Raw genomic sequence first — 22,094 nt, 5'->3', positions numbered from 1 at the left:
TTTAAACCTGACGCCTTTTTAAAGTTTAGTTGTTAAAGCAAATTTTTTGTTGTAAATTTAAGAAGCACAGTAAGTTATGTGTAGGTTGTATTTTGGAATTATTAAACTCCGTTACCTATGAGCGCACTAACAAACATCTGGAATAATTACACCGTCGAGTTTTCTACTACCCAAAAGGTGATAATTGCTATTGTACTTGGAATGATCTTTTTGATCGCCATTTTCGCCATAGTTTTAGTCATTTTGGAAATTGCAGGATAATAGAAAATTTATAAAGGTGTAAGAGGTCCTTTTTTTGAGGGTGATGTTTTTGTGTGCCTTATTTTTCCTTACCATTATTCTTTTTCTTATTTCTTTAGAAGCATCTCTGTAGCGTGTGCTTCCTCATGTTCCTAATTTTTATTACCTTTAGGAACAACCTATTAGCAGTTGCTAGAAAAAAATCAATTATGGATGCCATTACTATCTACAAATTGATGAAGCCTCATCTTGATTTGTTGAATTCTTCAGAAAAAGCTACCCTTTCTAAATTGATCAATTCCAAAAAACCCGAGCGGGTGACCTGTGTACATCGCAAGAAACTATCACTTATTAAAGCAAAAGAACAACTAAAAGTATTTTGCAGGCGTGAAATGGAGCGGGAAAAAGAGAGCCGGGTAACGCTCTAATTTTTTGTTAATCCTTTAAATTCCGGATCTTCTTCAGATTATTTCCTGTAATTTCAGGAAGAAAGCTTATAGTGATGGAGGAGAAAATTCTATTAGCCGGAGCTTCCGGAGCCCTGGGGCTTGAAGTTCTTAAATTACTGCACCAACAGGGGAAAGATGTTAGAGCACTGGTACATTCTGAAGATGGGGCCGAAGAGGTCTCTCCTTATACGAATGATATTTGGAAAGCCGATGCCAGTGAAGGTAATGAAGTGATTAGAGACATTACAAAAGATGTTTCTATAGTGATTTCTACCCTGGGAAAAAGTGTTAGTTTATTTACCAACCGGGGCAAATCATTCGTGGAGAATGATTTTTACGCAAATTCCAATATTCTTGATGATGCCATTAAGAATGGTGTCAAACGATTTATTTATGTTTCTATTAAAGGTGCCGAAAAAGCGCTGGAATATGAAGTAGCGAAATCTCACAAGATGTTTGAAGATGCGCTCGAAGCTTCTGGCCTTGATCATACCATTATAAGGCCGGTAGGGTTTTATTCGGGTCTTCACGACCTTGCTATAATGGCAAAAAGAAAAGTCATTCCCATTGTAGGTGACGGGGAGGCTAAAACTAATAGTATCCATCAAAAAGATTTGGCTAAAGTTGTGGTGAAATATTTACAGGAAGGGCCCGAATTAAAAGAAGTGGGAGGTCCTTTGATACATACCCGCAGGGAAATGGCCGATATGGTTGCCGAAAAAGTGGGAGGGAAGGTGATCCCCGTTCCCGAAAAGATCGCTGAATGGGGGATGTTTCTTCCCGAAATGGTAGATGATGATATTTCGGCTAAACTTCATTACTTCAAATTTGTAACTACTCATGATATGGTTGGAGAGAAGAATGGTGAAATCACCTTTGAAGAGTATCTCAACAGTCTCGACCTGGAAAAAGATTTACCATAATGTCTAAAAAATATGATGCCATAATTATTGGTTGCGGAAGCAATGGCATAGCTGCAGCCATAAGATTACAGCAAAAAGGATTAAAAACTGCCATTTTTGAGCAGGCAGCGGTACCCGGTGGTGCCACTAAAACAAAGGAGTTAACCCTCCCGGGCTTTAAGCACGATGTAGGTTCGGCTATTATGCCCCTGGGGCTGGCTTCTCCTTTCTTCCGGAATCTGCCCCTGCAGCAGTACGGCCTGGAGTGGGTCTTTCCCGAAGTTGCCTATGCACATCCTTTTGATGATGGTACAGCTTATGCGTGCTACAAGGATATTCAAGCCACGGCTGCGCAGCTGGGAGAAGATCAGGATGCCTATCTCAACCTTATCAATCCTTTACTGGAGAATTGGGATAAGCTCAATGAAGACTTCTTGGGGCCACTGGGTATTCCCGATCATCCATTGCAATTTATGAAGTTCGGACTCAAAGCCCTGCCTTCAGCAAAAATGATTGCGGATAAATACTTCAAAAATGAGAAAACGAAGATGTTTTTTTACGGCTCGGCCGCTCATTCCACACTTCCTCTAAACACTTTGATCTCGGCTTCTTTTGGGCTGGTGCTCACCACCAGTGCGCATAAATATAACTGGCCTTTTCCAAAAGGAGGAGCTGGGAATTTCTTTGATGCCCTTGTACAGCATTATAAATCTCTGGGCGGTGAGATCTACTGTGATCAGATGGTGAACGATATTCGCGACCTGCCCAATGCGTATTCTTATCTCTTTGATCTTACCCCAAAACAGCTGCTGAAGATCAAGGGTCTTAATTTTAATTCTCTTTATCGCAAGCGGCTGGAGGCTTATAAATATGGTGCCGGTGTTTTCAAAATGGACTGGGCGCTAAGTGAACCTATTCCTTTTACCAGTGAAAAATGCCGAAAAGCAGCAACTATACATCTAGGATTTTCTCAGAAGGAAATTGAAGAGTCAGAAAAAGGTATTCACGATAAAAAAATGACCGGTACTCCTTATGTGCTTGTTGCCCAGCATACCCCTTTTGATTCCACGCGCGCGCCCAAAGGGAAGCACACGGCCTGGGCGTATATTCACGTCCCCAACGGCGATACCAACGATTATACAGAGATCATAGAAAATCAAATTGAACGTGCTGCTCCGGGTTTTAAAGATAGTATCCTCGAAAGATCGGCCATGAACACCGTGGCACTCGAACAATTTGATCCTAATCTCGTGGGAGGGGATATCAATGGAGGAAGGCAGGATATAACACAGCTATTCACGAGGCCTGTGGCCAAAATATCTCCTTACTCTACCCCAGATCCACGAGTGTACATTTGTTCTTCATCTACGCCTCCTGGTGGTGGCGTTCACGGTATGTGCGGCTTTCACGCGGCTCAAAAAGTGCTCAAAGATTATTTCAGCGAATTGCTATAACAAAAGGAGGCCGGAATTATTTCCGGCCTCTTTTGTTTTTAGGAAAAATCCTGTTGCTATTCTTTAGCTGAAGGAACAGGGAAGCCCCTGTCTCTCATAAGTGCATCAATATTTGCATCTCTTCCTCTAAAGAGTTGGTAAGCTTCAGCCGGATCCATTGCATTACGTGGTGCGAATAAATACTTCACCAGTTTTGCAGCTACATTTTCATCATAGAATCCGCCCGGTGCTTCTCTAAAAGCTTCCGCAGCATCCGAAGTTAAGACATCAGCCCACAGGTAGCCGTAATAACCGGTAGCATAACCTTCGCCCGAGAATACGTGCCCAAAATGTGGCGTACGGTGCCTCATTACAATTTCTGAAGGCATATTGAGTTCATCGAGAGTCTCTTTTTCGAAAGTATCCATATCAATATCTGAAGGATCTGTAGTGTGTAACTTCATATCCATCAAAGCAGAAGCAAGGAATTCGGTGGTTGCAAATCCCTGATTAAAAGTGGAAGCTTTTTTGATCTTTTCCACCAGTTCCTGCGGGATAGGTTCTCCTGTCTCGTGATGCACCAAAAAGCGATTGATCACTTCATCGGTAGACAACCATCTTTCCAGTAGCTGAGACTGGAATTCGGTATAATCTCTCACACCGCTGTTCAAAATAGGGTATTTTACTTCTGAAGAAAAGAAATGCAGGGCATGACCAAACTCGTGGAAAAAAGTGGTAGCATCATCCCATGAAATGAGTGATGGTTCTCCCGGTGCAGGTTTTACAAAATTCGAGTTGTTGGAGGCAAGAACAGTTTCTTCCTCTCCTTCCATTTCGGCATGGCTGCGATATTGAGAAGCCCATGCACCAGATCTTTTCCCTTTTCGCGCATATGGATCAAGATACCAGAGGCCAATATGTTTGCCCGTATCTTTATCGGTCACTTCCCACACCTTTACGTCTTCATGAAATACAGGAACGGTACCTTTTGGTACAGGGGTGAATTTATAATTGAAAACCCTGTCGGCTGTAAAGAAGAGAGCTTCTGTCAATTTATCGAGCTGGAGGTATTGCTTTACTTCATCCGATTCGAGATCGTATTTTTCCTGCCTCACCTTTTCGGCGTAATACCGATAATCCCACGGGGCAATTACAATATCTTTTCCTTCAGCTTCGGCCACTGCCTGCATATCGGCAACTTCTTCTTCTACACGGGCCAGGGCTGCGGGCCAAACTGCCTCCATAAGCTCCATGGCTCTTTCGGGAGTTTTTGCCATGCGATCTTGCAACCTCCATTGGGCATAATTTTCAAAACCGAGCAGTTCTACACGCTCATCGCGTAACTTCAGGATTTCCTTGATAATTTGCTTGTTGTCATATTCGTCATTGTTGTCACCACGGGAATAGTAATTGTCCCACACTTTCTTTCTCAGCTCTCTTTCATCAGAATAGGTGAGGAAAGGATCCATAGAAGAGCGGGTGTTAAGTACGGCATATTTACCTTCTTCACCACGATCGGTCGCTGCTTTGGCCGCTGCTTTAACAAAAGATTCGGGCAGGCCGCTTAGCTGATCTTCTTCAAGATAAACCACGTAATTTTCTTCTTCGGCTAAAACATTGTTGCTAAACTGCGTGTAAAGGCGCGAAAGTTCTTTATTGATTTTAGCATATCTCTCTTTGTCGGCTTCGTTAAGATCTGCGCCTTCCATAGCAAAATCTTCGTACATAAGTTGTACCGCACGTTGCTGTTGAGCTGGGAGAGGATTTACTTGCGACTGCTCATACACGGCTTTTATTCTCTCAAAAAGCTCTTTATTTTGTGATATTTTTGAAGAGTATTCAGAGATCTTTGGTGCCAGTTCCTGCTGAATTTCCCTGAATTCAGGTGAAGACATATTGCTGCTCCAAATTCCGTAATAGGTAAAGGCCCTGTCAAGGGCTTCACCCGACTGCTGCATGGCCAAAATGGTATTTTCAAAGGTTGGTGGGGCAGGATTGGCAGAGATCATAAGTACTTCCTGCAGGTGGGAAGCCATTCCCTGTTCCAGTGCAGGTTTGAGATCTTCCAGCTCCATTTCATCAAACCTGGGCACCCCGCCATAAGGGCCGGTCCACTCTTGTAAAAGATCGTTTTTCATAGTAGTTTTTTGTACTGTTTCATTAGGATCGCCGGGGGTGGCAGGAGCAGTAGAACTACCCGGGCCACAAGCCGATATAATCGCGGCTGTCATTAATCCAAGACTGATTTTCTTAGTGGGGATCATTTTCAATTATCATTTATTTTGTTCGGTCTTCAAGATACTAATAATCCTAAAAAAGTAGGGGCTTCAAAAATGCCATTTTTGACAGGTAAATATTTCGGCTTATTTTTATGCACCAGAATTTACCACATGGAATTTTTAAAGAAGAACTGGTTTAACATCCTGTTCATTATTCTCATCATTTTGTTGCTCGTTCCTCAAACTCGCAAACCTATACAGGTGGGTCTTAACCGCATGATCTCCTTTAGCCCTTCTAAAATTGCCGAAGACGAGCGCGATACACTTGAGAACTACAACTGGAACCTCGTTGATCTAAATGGAGAGCCGGTAAATTTCAAGAGCAGTATCGGGAAAGTGGCCGTGGTGAATTTGTGGGCAACCTGGTGCCCTCCATGTATTGCTGAAATGCCTTCTTTTCAGAAATTATACGACCAATATGGCGACAGGGTTGATTTCTATTTCGTTTCTACTGAAGAGGCAGCCAAACTACAACATTTTTTAGATAAAAAGCACTACAGGCTCCCGGTTTATCAGCCTCTTGATATGGCTCCTCAAAAACTGCAGTCACGCAGTTTACCCACTACGATCGTCATCTCCCGAAAAGGCAAAATAGCGGTAAACAAAGAAGGTTCGGCAAACTGGAACGATTCGGGCTTTAAAGAACTTCTTGATCAGCTGCTGGCCGAAGATTAAATCTCCTGCTGAAGGGAACTTCTTATGTTGAGAAGTTCTTCTACAAATTCGCGGCTGTTGGAGAGGCGTGGTACTTTATGTTGCCCACCCAGTTTATTTTTACGTTTTAGCCATTCATAAAAAGTACCTTCGGGCATTTCACGCACTACAGGCCGTTCAATGGCAATGTCATTCTTCCGCTTTGAAGCATAATCATCATTGTACCTGCCCAATTCCCTGTCCAGCACGTCGGTAAAATTCTCCATGTTTCCTGGAGATCTAACAAATTCTATGATCCATTCGTGATATCCCTTTTTACGCCGGTCGTAAAAATAGGGCGCTGCGGTAAAATCGCGGAGAATTGCGCCTGTTTCCCGGCAGGCCTGTGAAATGGCTTTTTCGGCATGTTCAGCAAAAAGATCTTCTCCAAAAACATTGATACAGTGCTTGGTACGGCCGCTTATGGTAAAGCGGTACGGGCTGGTGCTGGTGAATTTTATCGTATCGCCAATTTTATAGCGCCACAAACCTGAGTTTGTACTTATCACCATCGAATAATTTTTCCCTAGTTCGACTTCACTCAGGGGAATTACCTTTGGGTTTTCTGAAAGGAATTCTTTTTCAGGAATAAACTCATAGAAAATTCCGTAGTTGAGCATCAGCAGGAGGGAAGGATCCTCTTTTTGATCCTGAAGTGCAAAAAATCCTTCAGTAGCATTAAAGATCTCCAGGTACCTAAGGCTTTTGTCTTTGTCGAGCTCCTCGAATAGAGGCCTGTATGGGGCAAACGAAACCGATCCATGAAAGAAGACCTCAAGATCGGGCCATACATCCTGGATGTAGGTAATGTTTTTCTCTTTGATAATGTGCTGGAGCAGTAATAACATCCACATGGGGGAACCGGCAAGACTGGTAACCCGTTGTTGGGAAGTTATTTCAGCGATCTTTTTGATCTTCTCTTCCCAATTGTTCATCATAGTGACCTCCAGCCCCGGAGTTCTTCCAAACTGGGCCCAAAAGGGAAGATTTTTCATCACAATGGCCGAGATATTGGCAATATAATGACTGTTGTTGCTGGACTGTTTCCCTTCCTGGCTACCGCCAATTGACAGGTTTTTTCCGGAAAACAATTTGGCATCTGGATAGTTGTGAATGTATAAGGCCAGCATATCCCGACCTCCCTGGTAATGACACTGCTCTAATCCTTCTGTAGAAACAGGGATCATCTTGCTGGTGGCTCCCGTGGTTCCCGATGATTTGGCGAACCATTTTATTGGGGTAGGCCAAAGTACGTTAGTTTCCCCTTTTAGGATCAATTCTATATAAGGATGGAGGTCTTCGTAATTATTAAGCGGCACCTGTTCAACAAACTGGCGGTAATTATGAATATCTTTAAAGTGGAATTTCCTTCCGTAATAGGTATTCTTAGTCGTTTCCAGAAGTTGCTGCAGGACCCGTTGCTGGGTCTCATGAGGATTATTAATGGAATTTTCTAAGTCTTCGATCCGGCTCTTCATCACCAGATTCCCTATGGAATCAATTATCCCCATATATTGCGATCAACTTTTGTAATGATTTTCTTCGTGGAATTTATAAAGAAATCCCCCTCTTTTACAATTGCCGAAGATACACAATAATCGCTTTTTTTGAACTGCACCTGCTTATTTTCCTTTTTTAACGTCTTCATGAACAGGAAAAGTAAGTATAAAGGAGGTTCCTTCATTGGGAACGCTTTGCACTTCTATTGTCGCATCGTGATCTTCAAGGATGTTCTTGACAGAACATAATCCAATTCCCATGCCGCCGGGTTTCCGGGTGTAAAAAGATTCAAAGAGCCTGTCCAGTTGTTCCTGTACCATTCCACAGCCGTTATCTGTTATAGTAAGGGAGTAGGTGTTTTTTCTTTTCTTAATGCTAAGAGTCAGCTTCCCCTCATTTGGCACCATTGCTTCACTGGCATTGACAATAATATTCAGTATTGCAATTTGAAGCTTCTCCTCGTCGGCATTTATAAAGTAAGTGCCGCTGTATTTTTTGTGAAAAGTAACTCCTGTAAGGTAAATACGGTCTTTGGCATGACTTAAAGCTTTGTTTGTGGTTCTTGCCAAACAGCACTTTGTCATTTTAGGCTGTGAATAGTTAGACGCTGTTAAAAGATCGGTCACCAAATTGTTTAAGGTCGAGGTGCTCCTCTTTATGATGTCGGTGTAGTTTTTCGGCATCTTTGTATGAGATTCACGGCCAAGTTTTTCCAGTATGTCTACAGACATGTTGATACTTGCCAGCGGGTTTCTTAACTCGTGGGCCAGGGTTCTCGCTATTTCTCCTTTAATAGAAAGTTTTTCCGCAGTAATTAAGGCCTGCTGTGTCATTTTTTGAGACTGAACATTTCTAAGGAGAACTATGTACTCCACTACATTTCCTTTTTCATTTCTCATGAACACCTTGCCTCGTGCATTATAACACTCCCATTTTTTTTCATGCCCTTTCAACCTGAATTCTACTTCAAGCACATCTTCATCAGAGCTTTTTAGAAGTCCGCTGTGAAAGCCAAGGGTTTTCTGCCGGTCCTGAGGGTGGATTAACGGGAAGATATCAGGTAATGACATACCCTGAATTTTCTCCACAGTCATACCTTCTTCAGCCGATATATCTCTGTTGATGTATCTTATTTTCTCGGTATACAGGTTGAAGATCATTATAACGTCTGGGGAAGTTTCTACCAGTTGCTTTTTAAACCTGCTGTTCTCCCTTAATTTTTGAGCCTTTAATTTATTCCTCGTAATATTTTCGAGGGAACAGATGAGAAGACCTTTTTGCCGCCTGCTGGAAATACTAAACCAGTTATTTTTACCGTTACGATCTACTTCGATTTCAAAATTGGCAGATTCTCCTGTCAGCATGGTTTGCTTCAGGGCCTCAAAAACCCCTTTTTCGGTTGCGCCAGGATTATACTTAAGAAAACTGCGACCTACCATTTTGGGTTGGTTGTAGTAGCGGTTAATGATCTTATTTACTCTTACATAGGTGAAATCTACAATGTCATAATTCTCTCCAAAAAGTGGTTTCATTACAAAGATGCCCTGTTTTACAGTGTCAAAAACCATCTGGAGCAGTTCATTACTTTCCTCCAGCTCATGTGTACGGCTTTTTACTTTTAGTTCAAGATCCTCGTTTAATCTTTGCAGCTTTTCTTCGGCTTCTTTACGCGGGGTAATGTCTGAGAAAAGGCAGGCTACTTTTCTGCTTTTCGAACTTCCTATGGGAAAGGCGTAGACATCAAACCACCGGTGATGTGCAACAGCGTAATCTTCAAAGCGTAAAGCTTTTCCTGTAAAAGCGACTTTTCCAAGAGTATTAAACCAGTGGCTCTCATGATCGCGATAAAATTCCCTCATTGTTTGGCCCAGCGGGTTTCTCAAATCAGTATGTTTTTCAAACGCCGGATTAACTTCAACAAAAAGATAATCAATAGGATTCTTTTGCAGGTCGAAGATCATTTCAACCACTCCAAATCCCTGATCTAAAGAATTTACCAGGATCCGGTAGCGGTTAAGGCTTTCCTGCAGCAGTTGTTCTTTTTCGAGCCCCAGGTCTTTTCTACCCTTAACGCTGGAATTATCTACAGGTTTTGCAAGAGTTAGAATATATTTTCCCTTGCGGCCTTTAAAGCCATCATACTTGCGAAATATAAATTGAAAACATTTCCAGTGTCCAAAAGCAGATTTTACACGTATTATCTTTGTTCCTTCTTCGGGATTTGAAGGTGTGTGAGATTTTTTCAGAAGCTGTAAAAAAACCGGATAATCTTCAGGATGGATCTTCTCCCTGTAAAAGCTGTCGCTGTCTTCTTTAACAGGAGAACTGTCTTTGAAGTACTGCAGAAATCGGTAATTTACTGCCTTAATGGAAAGATCTTCCGCAGAAAAAATAAACAGAAGAAATTCCTGAGTATCACGCCCGTTAAAAGCACTGGAGAGGCTGTGCGCAGCACCAGTAGAAATTTCATCTGGCATAAAAGTAGTTTTTTGCATCTAAAAAATATTAGACAGCAGTTCTTTCGTTCTGCTCATTCCGATATTAGGCTATTAGGGGGAGTAAGTTAAAATTAGGATAATTTTTTAATAACTCAACCATCACAATACCAGATTTTTACAAAAAATATCTTACACATTCCCGGAAGCTGCGTATCTACTGTGTTTTCTCACAGAAAAAATTTTCAGTTTATATGCTCAGCTCGTAAAAATCTGTATCAATAGGGGAGGTGTAGCATGTTACTTGTTAGTTTACAATAAGTTAAATATCCTCACTTAGAGAAGATAAACGTCAAATTTTTTGGATTAGAGGTGCAGGGTATCCGTAGATCATCCCTGGATAATCCTACAGTGGCTTAACTTTTTATTAAGAAAACCTTATCTTAAAACAGGCCCATTAAAAATGTAGAATCGAGTCTATTTTTTCTTCTTGCGGTTGTAGTTTTTGTCGCCGCGGGTCTTTGGCTTTTTATACTTTTTCTTGATCTCCCGGCGATAGGATCCGCCTAAATTCACTTTTTTGTTCTTATCCTTTTTGTCGTGAAAAGCAGGGCCCGGTTGATCTTCATCTGAAGATTTATTCGGGTTGTAAATTTCATCAGATTTGGGCTGTTCTTCCGGAATGAGTTCTATAGATACTTCCACGGTATCGGGCAAAGGTTGAAAAGAGATCTTCAGGTCCATCAAAGATTCTATCTTCTCAAGATCTTCTGTTTCCGAAGGAGTTGTGAAAAGTATGGCGTGTCCTTCTTTTTCGGCCCTACCGGTACGGCCAATGCGGTGTATGTAATTTTCGGGGTAGGCAGGAGTATCAAAGTTAATGACATGGCTCACCTGTTCAATATCGAGACCACGGGCCATAACGTCTGTAGCTACGAGTATGCGGCAAAATCCGTCTCCAAACTGCCTGATGCTCCTCAATCGGTAGTTCTGGGTCTTGTTGGAGTGGATCACGGTACATTCTTCGGGGAAAAGGGGATCGAGGTTTTGAAAAAGTCGATCGGCTATTCTCTTGTTCCCTGCAAAAATGAGCACCTTGTGAAAGGTTTCTTTATCGGCCAGCAGGTGTTTCAGAAGATTCACCTTGGTGTAAAAGTTTGGGACTTCAAATCCTTCCTGGTTGATGTTTTCCAGTGGGGCACCACTGGCGGCTACCGATACAGTTTCGGGATTTTTAAAGTTTTCCTGAATCAGCTTCTCTACATCGGCCGTCATGGTGGCCGAGAACATAATGTTTTGCCTGTTGGCCGGGAGCAGCTCCAAAATATTTGTCAGCTGGAACCTAAAGCCCAAATCAAGCATCACATCAACTTCATCTATCACCAGCTTTTGAATAGATTTTAACTGCAGGTCGCGGTTAATGGCAAGATCATAAAGTCTTCCCGGTGTGGCGACCAAAATATCCAATCCCTGGGCTACCAGTTGTTTTTGAGTATTGATGTTGGTGCCACCGTAAATACCAAGAATGCGCGTGTTTATGTACTTGGTAAGTTTTTCAAGTTCTTCTGCTACCTGCACCACAAGTTCACGCGTGGGTACCAGAATGAGGACCCGCGGATTCTTTTGTTCAGAATATTTTAAGGTTTTTAGAAGGGGAAGAAGGTATGCAAGGGTTTTTCCTGTACCTGTCTGGGCAATTCCCACCATATCCCTTCCAGAGAGAATTACAGGTAAAGATTGCTCCTGTATTGGGGTAGGAGTAGAGATCTTTTGATCTTCAAGTGCATTTAATAAGGGAGTAGTAAGGTTGAGGTCCTGAAAAGTCACGCAGTAAAATTTAAGGGGCAAAGTTAAACTTAAATTATTGAAAGCCTATGGGTTTTGTTTAAGCTAAGGCTATCTTTATTTCTTCCCGGCCTATTTTGTATTTTTGACTGCTAATTTTACTACTATGACAAAGATCCTGGCTTTTGCCGGCTCCAGCAGCCCAACATCTATCAATCACCAGTTAATTCTCAATGTAACCCGGCGAATTTCAGATCATCAGGTAGAGGTGCTCGAGCTTAACGAGCTGGACATTCCTCTTTACAGCATTGTAAAGGAAAAAGAAGGCTTCCCTGAACACGTGAAGTTTATTTATAAAAAAATTGTTGAGGCTCCTGCTCTAATTATAGCAGTGAATGAGTACAACTCAAATGTTTCAGGATTTTTCAAGAATATTATCGACTGGCTTTCACGGGTGGAAAAGAATTTTCTCGCCGGCAAGAAGATACTTTTAATGAGTACTTCTCCGGGTAAGCGCGGTGGTGCTTCGGCTTTAGAATACTGCAAGAACCAGTTTCCGCGTTTTGGAGGTGAAGTGGTAGAGAGCTTCAGCCTGCCGCAGTTCTATGAAAATTTTGATTCCGAAAAAGGTGTAGTGATCAATGAGATTTTCGACCTGGGCATCATTGATGTGATCACTTCTTTTTCTCAAAATATTAAGGAAGCAGCGGAGTGAGGATATCCAAAAAGGTCAAATTTGACAAAGATTTTCCCATAAAAAAGGCGCTGTTGCACTGGGCCCGCCAGTTCAATGAAGTGGTGTGGCTAGACAGCAATAAACATGAAGACGCCTACTCTAATTTTGAGGCTTTACTCGCCGTAGATGCCTTTACAGCCATACAAACCGATGCTTCGGAAGCTTTTGACAAGCTGAAAGAATACCAGGAAACCACCGCCGACTGGATTTTTGGGTATCTCACTTATGATCTCAAAAATGACGTGGAACACCTGAAGAGCAACAACCACGACGGACTTTTTTTTCCTGAATTGTTCTTTTTTCAGCCGAAGAAGATAATTACTTTAAAAGCAAATGAACTCGAGCTGAATTATCTCGGGTTAGTAGATGATGAGCTGGAAGAAGACCTGGAGCAGATCATTCAAAAAGGGCATTTTCACGAGGGGATTTTCCCGGTGGTGGAAAATGAGATCAGGGTAAGTCCCCGAATCTCAAAAGAGGCTTATTTGCTGAAAGTTCAGGAAATGTTGGGGCATATTAAGCGGGGAGATATCTATGAAGCCAATTTTTGTCAGGAATTCTATGCTGAAAGTGCCATTTTTGATCCATTTCTGAAATTTTCAGCATTAAATGACATTTCCAAACCTCCTTTTGCCACATTTTTCAGAAATAACGATCATTATTTGCTATCAGCTTCGCCCGAAAGATACCTTCAGAAGAAAGGCAACCAATTAATTTCCCAGCCCATAAAAGGAACTGCGCCCAGAGCCCTTTTTGATCCCGAAAAAGATAAAGAACTTGCCCTGCAGCTTGAAAGAGATCCTAAAGAAAGATCAGAAAATATCATGATTGTAGACCTGGTTCGCAATGATCTTTCAAAAACAGCAAAAAAAGGCAGTGTTGAGGTGACCGAACTTTGCAAGGTGTATAGCTTTAGGCAGGTGCATCAAATGATCTCTACTGTAAAAGCAAAGCTGGAGGAAGGTATACCTGCAGTTGAGGTGCTGCGCACTACTTTTCCAATGGGGAGTATGACGGGTGCTCCCAAGATCTCGGCTATGGAGATCATTGAAGAACTGGAAGAAACAAGGCGTGGCCTGTATAGCGGGGCGGTAGGATATTTTGATCCTGCAGGCGATTTTGATTTTAACGTGGTTATCCGCAGTATTTTATACAATCAGGCTTCTAAATACGTGTCTTTTTCGGTAGGTAGCGCCATCACGTCGCGTTCTATCCCCGAAAATGAATATGAAGAATGCCTGGTAAAAGCGGCAGCATTAAAAAAGGTGCTGGAGGAGCACGATTAAAGGGAATTCTTCAGAAAAAAGAGTATTGCAACCCATCCATTTTGATATCTTTGAGCCTATGCTGTCAAAGTTCAAAAAACACCTTGAGGAACAGTTCCCTAAAACCCTTACACGCAAGATCCTTCTTGCCGTGAGTGGCGGTGTAGACAGTGTGGTGCTGGCCCATTTGTGCCGGCAGGCAGGGCTTGACATAGCTCTTGCCCATTGCAATTTTAACCTGCGGGGAGAAGAGAGCGAAGGCGACGAATCTTTTGTTCTGGAACTTGCAGATGCGTTGGAAACTGAAATTTTTATTGAAGGTTTTGAAACTGAAGCTTACGCTGCCGGAAAGAAAATTTCCATTCAAATGGCGGCAAGGGAGCTAAGGTACAATTGGTTCAGGGAGCTGCGCGAAACATTGCAGTTTGACTATATTTTTACAGCCCATCACGCCAATGACAATCTTGAAACTGTTCTCATCAACCTTATAAGAGGAACAGGGCTGGAAGGCCTCACAGGAATTCCAGATGTTAATGATTGTGTTATTCGGCCGTTGTTGCCTTTCTCGCGGGAGGAAATAGAAAAATATGCTCGTGGGCAGGAGCTTCAGTGGCGTGAAGACAGCAGCAATGCATCTACTAAATACTTCAGGAACAAAGTTCGGCTGGAGGTGATCCCTACATTGCTGGAAATGAATCCGCAGTTACTGGAGAGTTTCGCAAAAACCCGAAGTCATCTGCAACAAAGTTCCCAGCTTATTGAAGATTATGTTTCGGTGATTTTTCCGAAGGTGGCAAAGCAGGAAGAGTACGGCTATTCTTTTAAGGTTAAATTGCTGCAGGCCCTTCCCAGTACAAAAGCCGTGATGTACGAACTTTTTAAATCTTTTGGCTTTACCGAATGGGAGGATGTGCACGGCCTGCTGGAGTCACAACCCGGAAAAATAGTCTACTCAAAAACCCACAGGCTTATAAGGGGGCGGGAAGATTTACTTCTCACCGTGATTTCTCCGCTGGAAGATAAGATCTATACCATCAAAGAAGATGAAGAAGTGGTGATGCTGCCCATGGGGACTTTTCAGTTTGAACCGGCAGAAGAGCTCGAAAAAAGCGATGCTACCGTCATCTTTCTTGATCGAGACAAGCTGCAATTCCCCCTCACTGTAAGAAAGTGGCAGCAGGGCGATCATTTTTATCCGTTTGGGATGAAAGGGAAGAAAAAAATAAGCAAGTTTTTCAAAGATGAGAAGTTATCTTTGCCACAAAAAGAAAATTGCTGGTTGCTGTGTTCGGGGCAGGATATTGTTTGGGTAATAAACTACCGTGCCGATGCACGCTTTGCTGTTGAAGACAGTACACAGGAAATTCTGAGATTAAGTTACACGCCATGAGATTACCGATTCTTTTAATTGTTTTCTTTTTAAGGTTTTTTAATGCTGAAGCCCAGATATTTGACCCCAATAACCTGGGGCAGGGCATGGAAGATCCTATCCAATGGGAGGCCAGGGTAGAGCAGGAGAACGATTCAATATACCAGCTCGTATTTTCGGCATTTTTGGAACCCGGCTGGCACCTCTATTCCCAAGAGGAAGTGAAGATTGACATTGCACCTATTCCTACAGCTTTTACTTATTCTGAAGCTCCCGGAAAATATGAGCTCGTGGGGCCTACCGTTGAGCCCGATGTTCCTGCGCTATATGATGCGGTATTTGAAGCCGACATTACTTACTTTGAAGGTGAAGCTGTTTTCAAACAAAAGATCAAAGTGCTGGACTCAACTGATCTGCTGATCACTGCGGAAGTTTACTTTTCGGTTTGTGACGATGAAAAATGTCTTCCGCCCGAAACAGAGCGGTTTACTTTTAACATAGGTGAAAATCAGGTAGAAGAAGGTTTTACAGATCTTGAAGTTTCAGATAAAGATCAGCGGCTTACCGAAGCTTTGCATATTGATGTAAAAGGTGTGGGCGGCGTCGATATTGCTGATGAAAAAGAGCATAATTACACCACCATTTTTTTCCTGGGTTTCATTGGTGGCCTTATCGCATTGCTTACCCCTTGCGTATTTCCTATGATCCCGTTGACCGTTTCCTTCTTTACAAAAGGTGCAAAAACCCGCAGAAAAGGACTTGTCAATGCAATCATGTACGGCGTATTTATTTTTCTTATTTACCTTTTGCTCAGTTTGCCGTTCCACCTGCTGGATTCGCTTGATCCCGGCATACTCAACAACATTTCTACCAACACCACATTGAACATTATTTTCTTTGTGATCTTTATATTTTTCGCCTTTTCATTTTTTGGGTATTACGAGATCACCCTGCCCAGTTCCTGGAGTAACAAAATGGACGACAAGGCTTCCAGCTTTGGAGGGGTTATAGGCGTTTTCTTTATGGCGCTTACCCTGGCGCTGGTATCTTTTTCGTGTACAGGACCCATTTTAGGATCTTTACTGGGAAGTTCCCTTACTACCGATGGTGGTGCAATTCAATTATCTTTCGGGATGGGAGGCTTTGGGCTGGCCCTGGCGCTTCCGTTTGCGCTGTTTGCACTTTTTCCCAACTGGCTCAATTCGCTGCCAAAAAGCGGTGGCTGGTTAAATTCGGTCAAAGTTGTACTTGGTTTCATCGAACTGGCACTTGCATTCAAGTTCCTTTCCAATGCCGACCTGGTGCAACACTGGGGGATTCTAAAAAGGGAAATTTTCATTGGCATCTGGATTTTAGTAGGCATAGGTTTACTGCTCTATCTCTTTGGAGTGCTGCGCTTTCCTCATGATGGCCCAAAATCGAAATTGGGTAAGGGAAGATTGCTGCTGGGTATTGCAACCCTCGCTTTTGTGGTCTACCTCGTGCCCGGCCTCACCAACACGCCTGCAGCCAACCTTAAGTTGCTTAGCGGTTTCCCGCCACCTTTGTTTTACAGCGTCTACGAAAAAGAAACCGAAGGCCCTTTAGGTTTAAAAGCTTATAAAGATTTTGATGAAGGCGTTGCGGCGGCAAAAGCTGAAAATAAACCGATTCTTCTCGATTTTACCGGCTGGGCCTGTGTAAACTGCCGAAAAATGGAAGAGCAGGTTTGGAGTGATCCTGAAGTTTTTGATCTAATGCAGGATGAATTTGTGCTCATTTCCCTTTATGTAGATGACCGCAAACAGCTGCATGAAGATCAAAAGTTTAACTATCAAAAGCCCACAGGCGGCATAAAGAAGATAGAAACCATAGGAGACAAATGGGCTACTTTTCAAACGCTTAACTTCCGGAATAACTCCCAGCCGTTCTATGTTTTGCTCGATCACAACATGAACATGCTCAATCAACCGGTTGGATATACGCCCGATTCAGAAGAGTTTGCAAGCTGGTTAAGTGAAGGTGTAGAAGAATTTAACGCCCAGTAAGCTTATCGGCAGCAGGTTTTTGACAGGAATTTCTATCTTTAGGGACTTCAAAACTTACCTTACAGATGAAATTTTTCAAAATTTATTTCCTGCCGGTGCTGTTTGTGCTGGTTAGCAGCCGTGGATTAGCACAAACCGCAACTGGATATGAAGTCAAAGACCACTACACCAAAAAGGAGGTGGTCATTCCTATGAGAGATGGTACAAAGCTTCATACCACCATCTTTTCCCCAAAAGATACTTCTAAGGAGTATCCAATTCTCATGACCCGCACGCCATATAGCTCAAGGCCGTATGGAGAAGGGCAGTTCCGGTCACAGTTAGGTCCCAACGAATATTTGATGAAACAGGGGAATATCTTCGTGTACCAGGATGTGCGCGGCAGGTGGATGAGCGAAGGCGTGTATGACAATATGCGGGCTTTTATTCCGAAGAAAAAGGGAAAACAGTTTGATGAATCCAGCGATACTTATGACACTGTAGAGTGGCTGGTGAAGAATGTTGGGAACAACAATGGCCGTGTGGGCCTTTGGGGTATTTCCTATCCCGGTTTCTATGCCACTTATTCTCTTTTGGCCAATCATCCGGCGATAAAAGCGGTGTCGCCACAGGCTTCTATCGGGGATTTCTTTTTTGATGACTTTCACCACAACGGCGCCTATATGTTGAGCTACTGGCGGGCTACTGCTGTTTTTGGATATGAAAAAAGCACCCCCAGCGATACTGCCTGGTATTCTTTTCCCGAGCTCCATACTAAAGATCAATACCAGTTTTTCCTCGATGCAGGGCCTCTTAAAAATCTCGATAAATATTACGGAGAAGACAATGTTTTCTGGCAACAGCTTAAGGAGCACCCTAATTACGATGAGTTTTGGCAAAAACGCGGAATTGTACAGCATTTAAAAGATATTAAACCTGCAGTAATGGTTGTGGGCGGCTTATTTGATGCCGAAGATCTTTACGGGCCGTTCAATATTTATGAGACCATTGAAAAGAACAGCGATACTTATAATATGCTTGTAATGGGGCCCTGGAGCCACGGCGACTGGGCTCGTAAAAAAGATCGGCAGGCTATTGGGAATGTGTTTTTTGGAGATAATATTTCTGAAAATTATCAAAAGGAAGTGGAGACCCTCTTCTTTAACCACTTTTTAAAAGGAGAGGCTGATGAACCTCTTGCGCTTCCTGAAGCTTACATGTTCGATACCGGCTTGATGGAATGGAAAACTTATGAAGTCTGGCCTCCAAAAATGGCAAAAAAGAAAGCCTTTTATCTTGGTGATGATCAGCAGCTAATTGCAGAGCCTGTAGATGCTTCTGCTGTTACCGCTGGTGCTGAGGAGTTTATTAGCGACCCCAATAAACCGGTCCCTTATTCTGAAGATATCAAAATGGTCTTTACTCCGCGGAAGTACATGACCGATGATCAGCGTTTTGCTGCACGCAGGCCCGATGTGCTGGTTTATGAAACTGAAGTTTTAGAGGAAGACCTCACTTTGGCCGGAGAAGTGCTGGCAAAATTGCAGGTGGCCACTACCGGAACAGCGGCCGATTGGATTGTGAAAGTTGTTGATGTTTTTCCACCCGATGCCGAAGATTTCGAAGAAACACAGGATTATCTCTCTATGAGCAATTATCACATGATGGTTCGCAGCGAAGTTATAAGAGGCAGGTTTAGAAACAGTTTTTCCAATCCCGAGCCTTTTGAACCCAACAAGAAGACTGAAGTAAACCTGCAACTTCAGGATGTGCACCACACCTTTAAAAAAGGTCATAAATTGCAAATTCAGGTACAAAGCAGCTGGTTTCCGTTAATCGACCTTAATCCGCAGACCTACGTAGACAATATTTTTGAAGCCGAAGAAGAGGATTTTCAAAAGCAGGAACACAAAGTCTTCCACGATTCCCAGGTCATTTTCTCGGTGCTGGAATAGAATACTGAGGTGTCAAAAATGCCATTTTTGACACCTCTTTTTCTTTGACTGCCGCTGCAGGATTGCAGTTTATTTACTATTTTCAACATTCAATTTTCAGGATCAAATTATAGTGCCTATGAAGATCAAAATCACCAAAAACCTGCTTTCACTTGTTATTATTCTGGGCTTTTCTGCCTGCAGGAATGCTTCAGAAGAAACAGAGATCACTTCGGAAGAAATCCAGCAGGAAACAGCACAATTAAATCTCTTTTTTGAGGAGGAATTTCAGAAAGATCTTGCCGATTCTCCCATGCTGCAAACCCGCCTCGGAATAAAAACAAATTATGATTCCTGGGACGATTTTTCGCACTTGCGCTACGCCGAAGATCTTAAAAAGGCAAGGCAAAGGCTCGATTTTCTGAAAGATGAAATAAACCCTGAAGCTCTTGAAGGGCAGGCTGCACTTAGCTATAAGCTTTACCGTCAACAACTGGAAAACGAGATTGAAGATTACGATTTTAGGCTCTACAACTACCCGGTGAATCAAATGTTTGGGGTTCATGCGCAGTTGCCGGCATTTTTGATCAACATGCATAAGATAGATTCGGTAAGTGATGCAAAAGTATACATTGCCCGGCTCAACAAGATTCCCGCAGTAATAGACGATGTAATAAAAGGGCTTGAACTACGGGAAATGAACCAGATTATGCCCCCGGCCTTTGTGTTTGCACAGACGGTTGAGGCTTCGCAAAATCTGCTCAAAGGGCGCCCTTTTGAGAAATCGGCCGAAGCAAGCACACTTTTAGAAGATTTTCGCAGTAAAGTGGAAAAGCTGGAGGTTCCAGATGCTCAAAAAGATAAATTGATCCTGGAGGCTCAGGAAGCGCTGCTCACTTCAGTTAAACCGGCTTACGAAAACCTGATTGCAAAGCTAAAGGATCAGCAACAGCGCGCTACAGCCGATCATGGTGCGTGGAAATTTCCGAAGGGAAAAGCCTTTTATGAGAATGCATTGAAAAGAACTACCACTACCGATTTATCTGCTGAAGAGATTCACGAAATTGGCCTTAGTGAGGTGGCGCGTATTCATAAAGAAATGGAAGATATTATGAAGCAGGTGGGTTTTGACGGCAGCCTGAAGGATTTTTTCCAGTTTATGCGTGAGGATGACCAGTTTTACTATGAAAATTCAGAAGAAGGCAGGCAGCAGTATTTAGCCGAAGCCAAAGCGGCCATTAATAAAATGAAAGGGCATCTCGACGAGCTGTTTTTAACGCAACCCGAAGCAGATATTGTGGTGAAGGCCGTTGAACCTTTCAGGGAGAAAAGTGCAGGGAAGGCATTTTATCAGCAGCCGGCAATAGACGGTTCCCGCCCGGGAACTTATTACGCCAATCTATATGATATGGAGGCTATGCCCACCTATCAGCTGGAAGCGCTTGCCTATCACGAGGGCATACCCGGGCACCACATGCAGCTTGCCATTGCCCAGGAACTGGACAGTTTGCCGATGTTCAGGAAATTGGGAGGTTATGGAGCCTACGTTGAAGGCTGGGGCCTTTACAGTGAATTGGTGCCGAAAGAAATAGGTTTCTACGAAGATCCTTATTCCGACTTCGGAAGACTGGCTATGGAACTCTGGAGATCTATAAGGCTGGTTGTTGACACCGGAATTCACTCCAAAAAATGGACACGTGATGAGGCTATAGACTATTACGTTCAAAATTCCCCCAACGCCGAAAGTGATGCAGTAAAAATGGTAGAGCGGCACATAGTAATGCCGGGGCAGGCTACTGCCTATAAAATTGGAATGAACAAAATCCTGGAATTGCGGGAATACGCAAAGAAGGAGCTGGAAGAAGATTTTGATATTCGGGAGTTTCATGAAGTAGTCCTTACCAACGGGTCTGTTCCATTAAATATACTTGAAGAACTGGTTGTAGAATGGGTTAATAATAAAAAAGCTTGAAAACAAAAGATACGGCCGAAGAGTTAATGCTCTTAAGGCTTAAAAATCAAACAGGAACAGAACTGGAAATCCTCAATTTTGGAGCTGCGATCTTCAGTTTAAAAATAAATGGTGCAAATGTTATTGTAGGGCCTTCCCGCCCGGAAGATTACCTCTCTGAGGCCTACCACCAGCAAGGGAAATACTTTGGAGCGACAGTGGGGCGCTATGCCGGCAGAATCTCGAAAGGGCAATTCACCCTTGATGGGAAAACCTATAAACTTCACGAAAAGAATGGCGTACACCTTCACGGAGGTAACTTCGGATTTTCTTATAAATTCTGGAAACTCATAGAACAGGGAGAAGAGCATAATCCATACGTGGTGCTGGAATATTTTTCTCCTGATGGGGAAGAGGGCTACCCCGGAAATCTCACAGTTCGGGTTAAATACACGCTTACAGAAGAAAATGAGGTAAGTATAGCGTATTCGGCCACAACAGATAAAGGCACTGTGGTGAATATTACCAACCACGCATATTTTAACCTGAATGGTCGTGGAGATGTGAATGGCCACCGGCTCCAAATCCCTGCAGATGCATTTCTCGAGCCCGATGCGCAACTGGTGCCCACAGGAAAGATGACCGGTGTGACGGGTACCGAATTTGATTTCAGAGAGGTAGCATTAATAGGAGAGGTGCCGTTAGATACCGTGTATCAATTGAACGAAAATGCAGAAAAGATCTTTCTGAAAGGAGACAAATCGGGAATAAAACTGGAGGTGGAAACCAATCAGCCGGCTGTGGTGGTCTATGTTCCCGAAGATCTGCCTACAGATTGGGAATATTCTACAGAGGTGGGATCTGAACGTGCTGCAGTTTGTCTTGAAACACAAAAATTTCCAGATGCCCCGCATCATTCACATTTTCCATCGGTAAGATTAAGTCCGGGAGAAACTTATGAGAATAAGACTAAATGGAAGTTTACAACCGGTTCATAACTTTAACTGTATAACTTACCTTTATTCTTGCTAATCTCTTATATTTAACAAAATTTTAGTAGGCCACGACCTGTGTGGTGGTGGCCTGCGATCACTAATTCTCCTTAATTTTTGGTTTT

At 42.9% G+C, this 22,094-nt stretch carries 16 protein-coding genes; 12 read left to right on the top strand and 4 right to left on the bottom strand.

Features of this window, described 5'->3' with window-relative positions:
- The first annotated feature begins 117 nt into the window (after nt 1-117).
- The 4 genes from ACQ93I_RS10245 to ACQ93I_RS10230 all read left to right on the top strand — a co-directional run bounded on the left by ACQ93I_RS10245 (nt 118) and on the right by ACQ93I_RS10230 (nt 3,045).
- A complete protein-coding gene (locus ACQ93I_RS10245; RefSeq protein WP_266068989.1) occupies nt 118-261 on the top strand; it encodes a hypothetical protein in 144 nt (47 codons plus the stop codon).
- Nucleotides 262-449: 188 nt separating this feature from the next.
- The gene (locus tag ACQ93I_RS10240) at nt 450-668 is read left to right on the top strand and encodes a hypothetical protein (RefSeq protein ID WP_431698435.1); all 219 of its coding nucleotides are present in this window, start codon (nt 450-452) and stop codon (nt 666-668) included.
- A 74-nt stretch (nt 669-742) separates the two neighbouring features.
- A complete protein-coding gene (locus tag ACQ93I_RS10235) occupies nt 743-1,612 on the top strand; it encodes an SDR family oxidoreductase (RefSeq protein ID WP_431698434.1) in 870 nt (289 codons plus the stop codon).
- Nucleotides 1,612-3,045, top strand: a complete 1,434-nt coding sequence (locus ACQ93I_RS10230) for a phytoene desaturase family protein (protein ID WP_431698433.1) — start codon at nt 1,612-1,614, stop codon at nt 3,043-3,045. Before ACQ93I_RS10235 ends, ACQ93I_RS10230 begins: the two co-directional genes overlap by 1 nt.
- A 56-nt stretch (nt 3,046-3,101) precedes the next feature.
- Here the strand turns inward: ACQ93I_RS10230 and ACQ93I_RS10225 are convergent, their stop codons facing one another.
- Nucleotides 3,102-5,288, bottom strand: a complete 2,187-nt coding sequence (locus ACQ93I_RS10225; protein WP_431698432.1) for a M3 family metallopeptidase — start codon at nt 5,286-5,288, stop codon at nt 3,102-3,104.
- Between the two features lie 126 nt (nt 5,289-5,414).
- Here ACQ93I_RS10225 and ACQ93I_RS10220 point away from each other — a divergent pair, with 126 nt between their 5' ends.
- Entirely contained in the window at nt 5,415-5,978 is a 564-nt protein-coding gene (locus tag ACQ93I_RS10220) for a TlpA family protein disulfide reductase (protein ID WP_431698431.1), read from the top strand.
- Here ACQ93I_RS10220 and ACQ93I_RS10215 read toward each other — a convergent pair.
- The 3 genes from ACQ93I_RS10215 to ACQ93I_RS10205 all read right to left on the bottom strand — a co-directional run bounded on the left by ACQ93I_RS10215 (nt 5,975) and on the right by ACQ93I_RS10205 (nt 11,758).
- The gene (locus ACQ93I_RS10215) at nt 5,975-7,507 is read right to left on the bottom strand and encodes a GH3 auxin-responsive promoter family protein (RefSeq protein ID WP_431698430.1); all 1,533 of its coding nucleotides are present in this window, start codon (nt 7,505-7,507) and stop codon (nt 5,975-5,977) included. The genes ACQ93I_RS10220 and ACQ93I_RS10215 overlap by 4 nt on opposite strands.
- Nucleotides 7,508-7,618: 111 nt before the next feature.
- A complete protein-coding gene (locus ACQ93I_RS10210; protein WP_431698429.1) occupies nt 7,619-9,973 on the bottom strand; it encodes an ATP-binding protein in 2,355 nt (784 codons plus the stop codon).
- Between the two features lie 435 nt (nt 9,974-10,408).
- The gene (locus ACQ93I_RS10205; protein ID WP_431698428.1) at nt 10,409-11,758 is read right to left on the bottom strand and encodes a DEAD/DEAH box helicase; all 1,350 of its coding nucleotides are present in this window, start codon (nt 11,756-11,758) and stop codon (nt 10,409-10,411) included.
- Between the two features lie 124 nt (nt 11,759-11,882).
- Between ACQ93I_RS10205 and ACQ93I_RS10200 the strand changes: the two genes are divergently transcribed.
- The 7 genes from ACQ93I_RS10200 (at nt 11,883) to ACQ93I_RS10170 (ending at nt 21,975) form a co-directional block, all read left to right on the top strand.
- A complete protein-coding gene (locus tag ACQ93I_RS10200; protein WP_431698427.1) occupies nt 11,883-12,431 on the top strand; it encodes an NADPH-dependent FMN reductase in 549 nt (182 codons plus the stop codon).
- A complete protein-coding gene (locus tag ACQ93I_RS10195; protein ID WP_431698426.1) occupies nt 12,428-13,738 on the top strand; it encodes an anthranilate synthase component I family protein in 1,311 nt (436 codons plus the stop codon). Before ACQ93I_RS10200 ends, ACQ93I_RS10195 begins: the two co-directional genes overlap by 4 nt.
- Before the next feature lie 25 nt (nt 13,739-13,763).
- A complete protein-coding gene (gene tilS, locus ACQ93I_RS10190) occupies nt 13,764-15,107 on the top strand; it encodes a tRNA lysidine(34) synthetase TilS (protein WP_431698425.1) in 1,344 nt (447 codons plus the stop codon).
- The gene (locus tag ACQ93I_RS10185; RefSeq protein ID WP_431698424.1) at nt 15,104-17,113 is read left to right on the top strand and encodes a cytochrome c biogenesis protein CcdA; all 2,010 of its coding nucleotides are present in this window, start codon (nt 15,104-15,106) and stop codon (nt 17,111-17,113) included. The genes tilS and ACQ93I_RS10185 overlap by 4 nt, the downstream gene beginning before the upstream one ends.
- Before the next feature lie 65 nt (nt 17,114-17,178).
- Nucleotides 17,179-19,047, top strand: coding sequence for a CocE/NonD family hydrolase (locus ACQ93I_RS10180; protein WP_431698423.1), 1,869 nt, complete (start codon nt 17,179-17,181; stop codon nt 19,045-19,047).
- Nucleotides 19,048-19,165: 118 nt separating this feature from the next.
- Nucleotides 19,166-20,998, top strand: a complete 1,833-nt coding sequence (locus tag ACQ93I_RS10175; RefSeq protein WP_431698422.1) for a DUF885 domain-containing protein — start codon at nt 19,166-19,168, stop codon at nt 20,996-20,998.
- Nucleotides 20,995-21,975, top strand: coding sequence for an aldose epimerase family protein (locus ACQ93I_RS10170; RefSeq protein ID WP_431698421.1), 981 nt, complete (start codon nt 20,995-20,997; stop codon nt 21,973-21,975). The genes ACQ93I_RS10175 and ACQ93I_RS10170 overlap by 4 nt, the downstream gene beginning before the upstream one ends.
- Nucleotides 21,976-22,094 lie beyond the last annotated feature (119 nt).

Origin of the sequence: Salinimicrobium sp. WS361 (assembly GCF_050750585.1) — a bacterium.
Taxonomy (GTDB): Bacteria; Bacteroidota; Bacteroidia; order Flavobacteriales; family Flavobacteriaceae; genus Salinimicrobium.
Note: the sequence above shows the minus strand (reverse complement) of the source record. Positions and strands in the feature narration are given on the sequence as shown.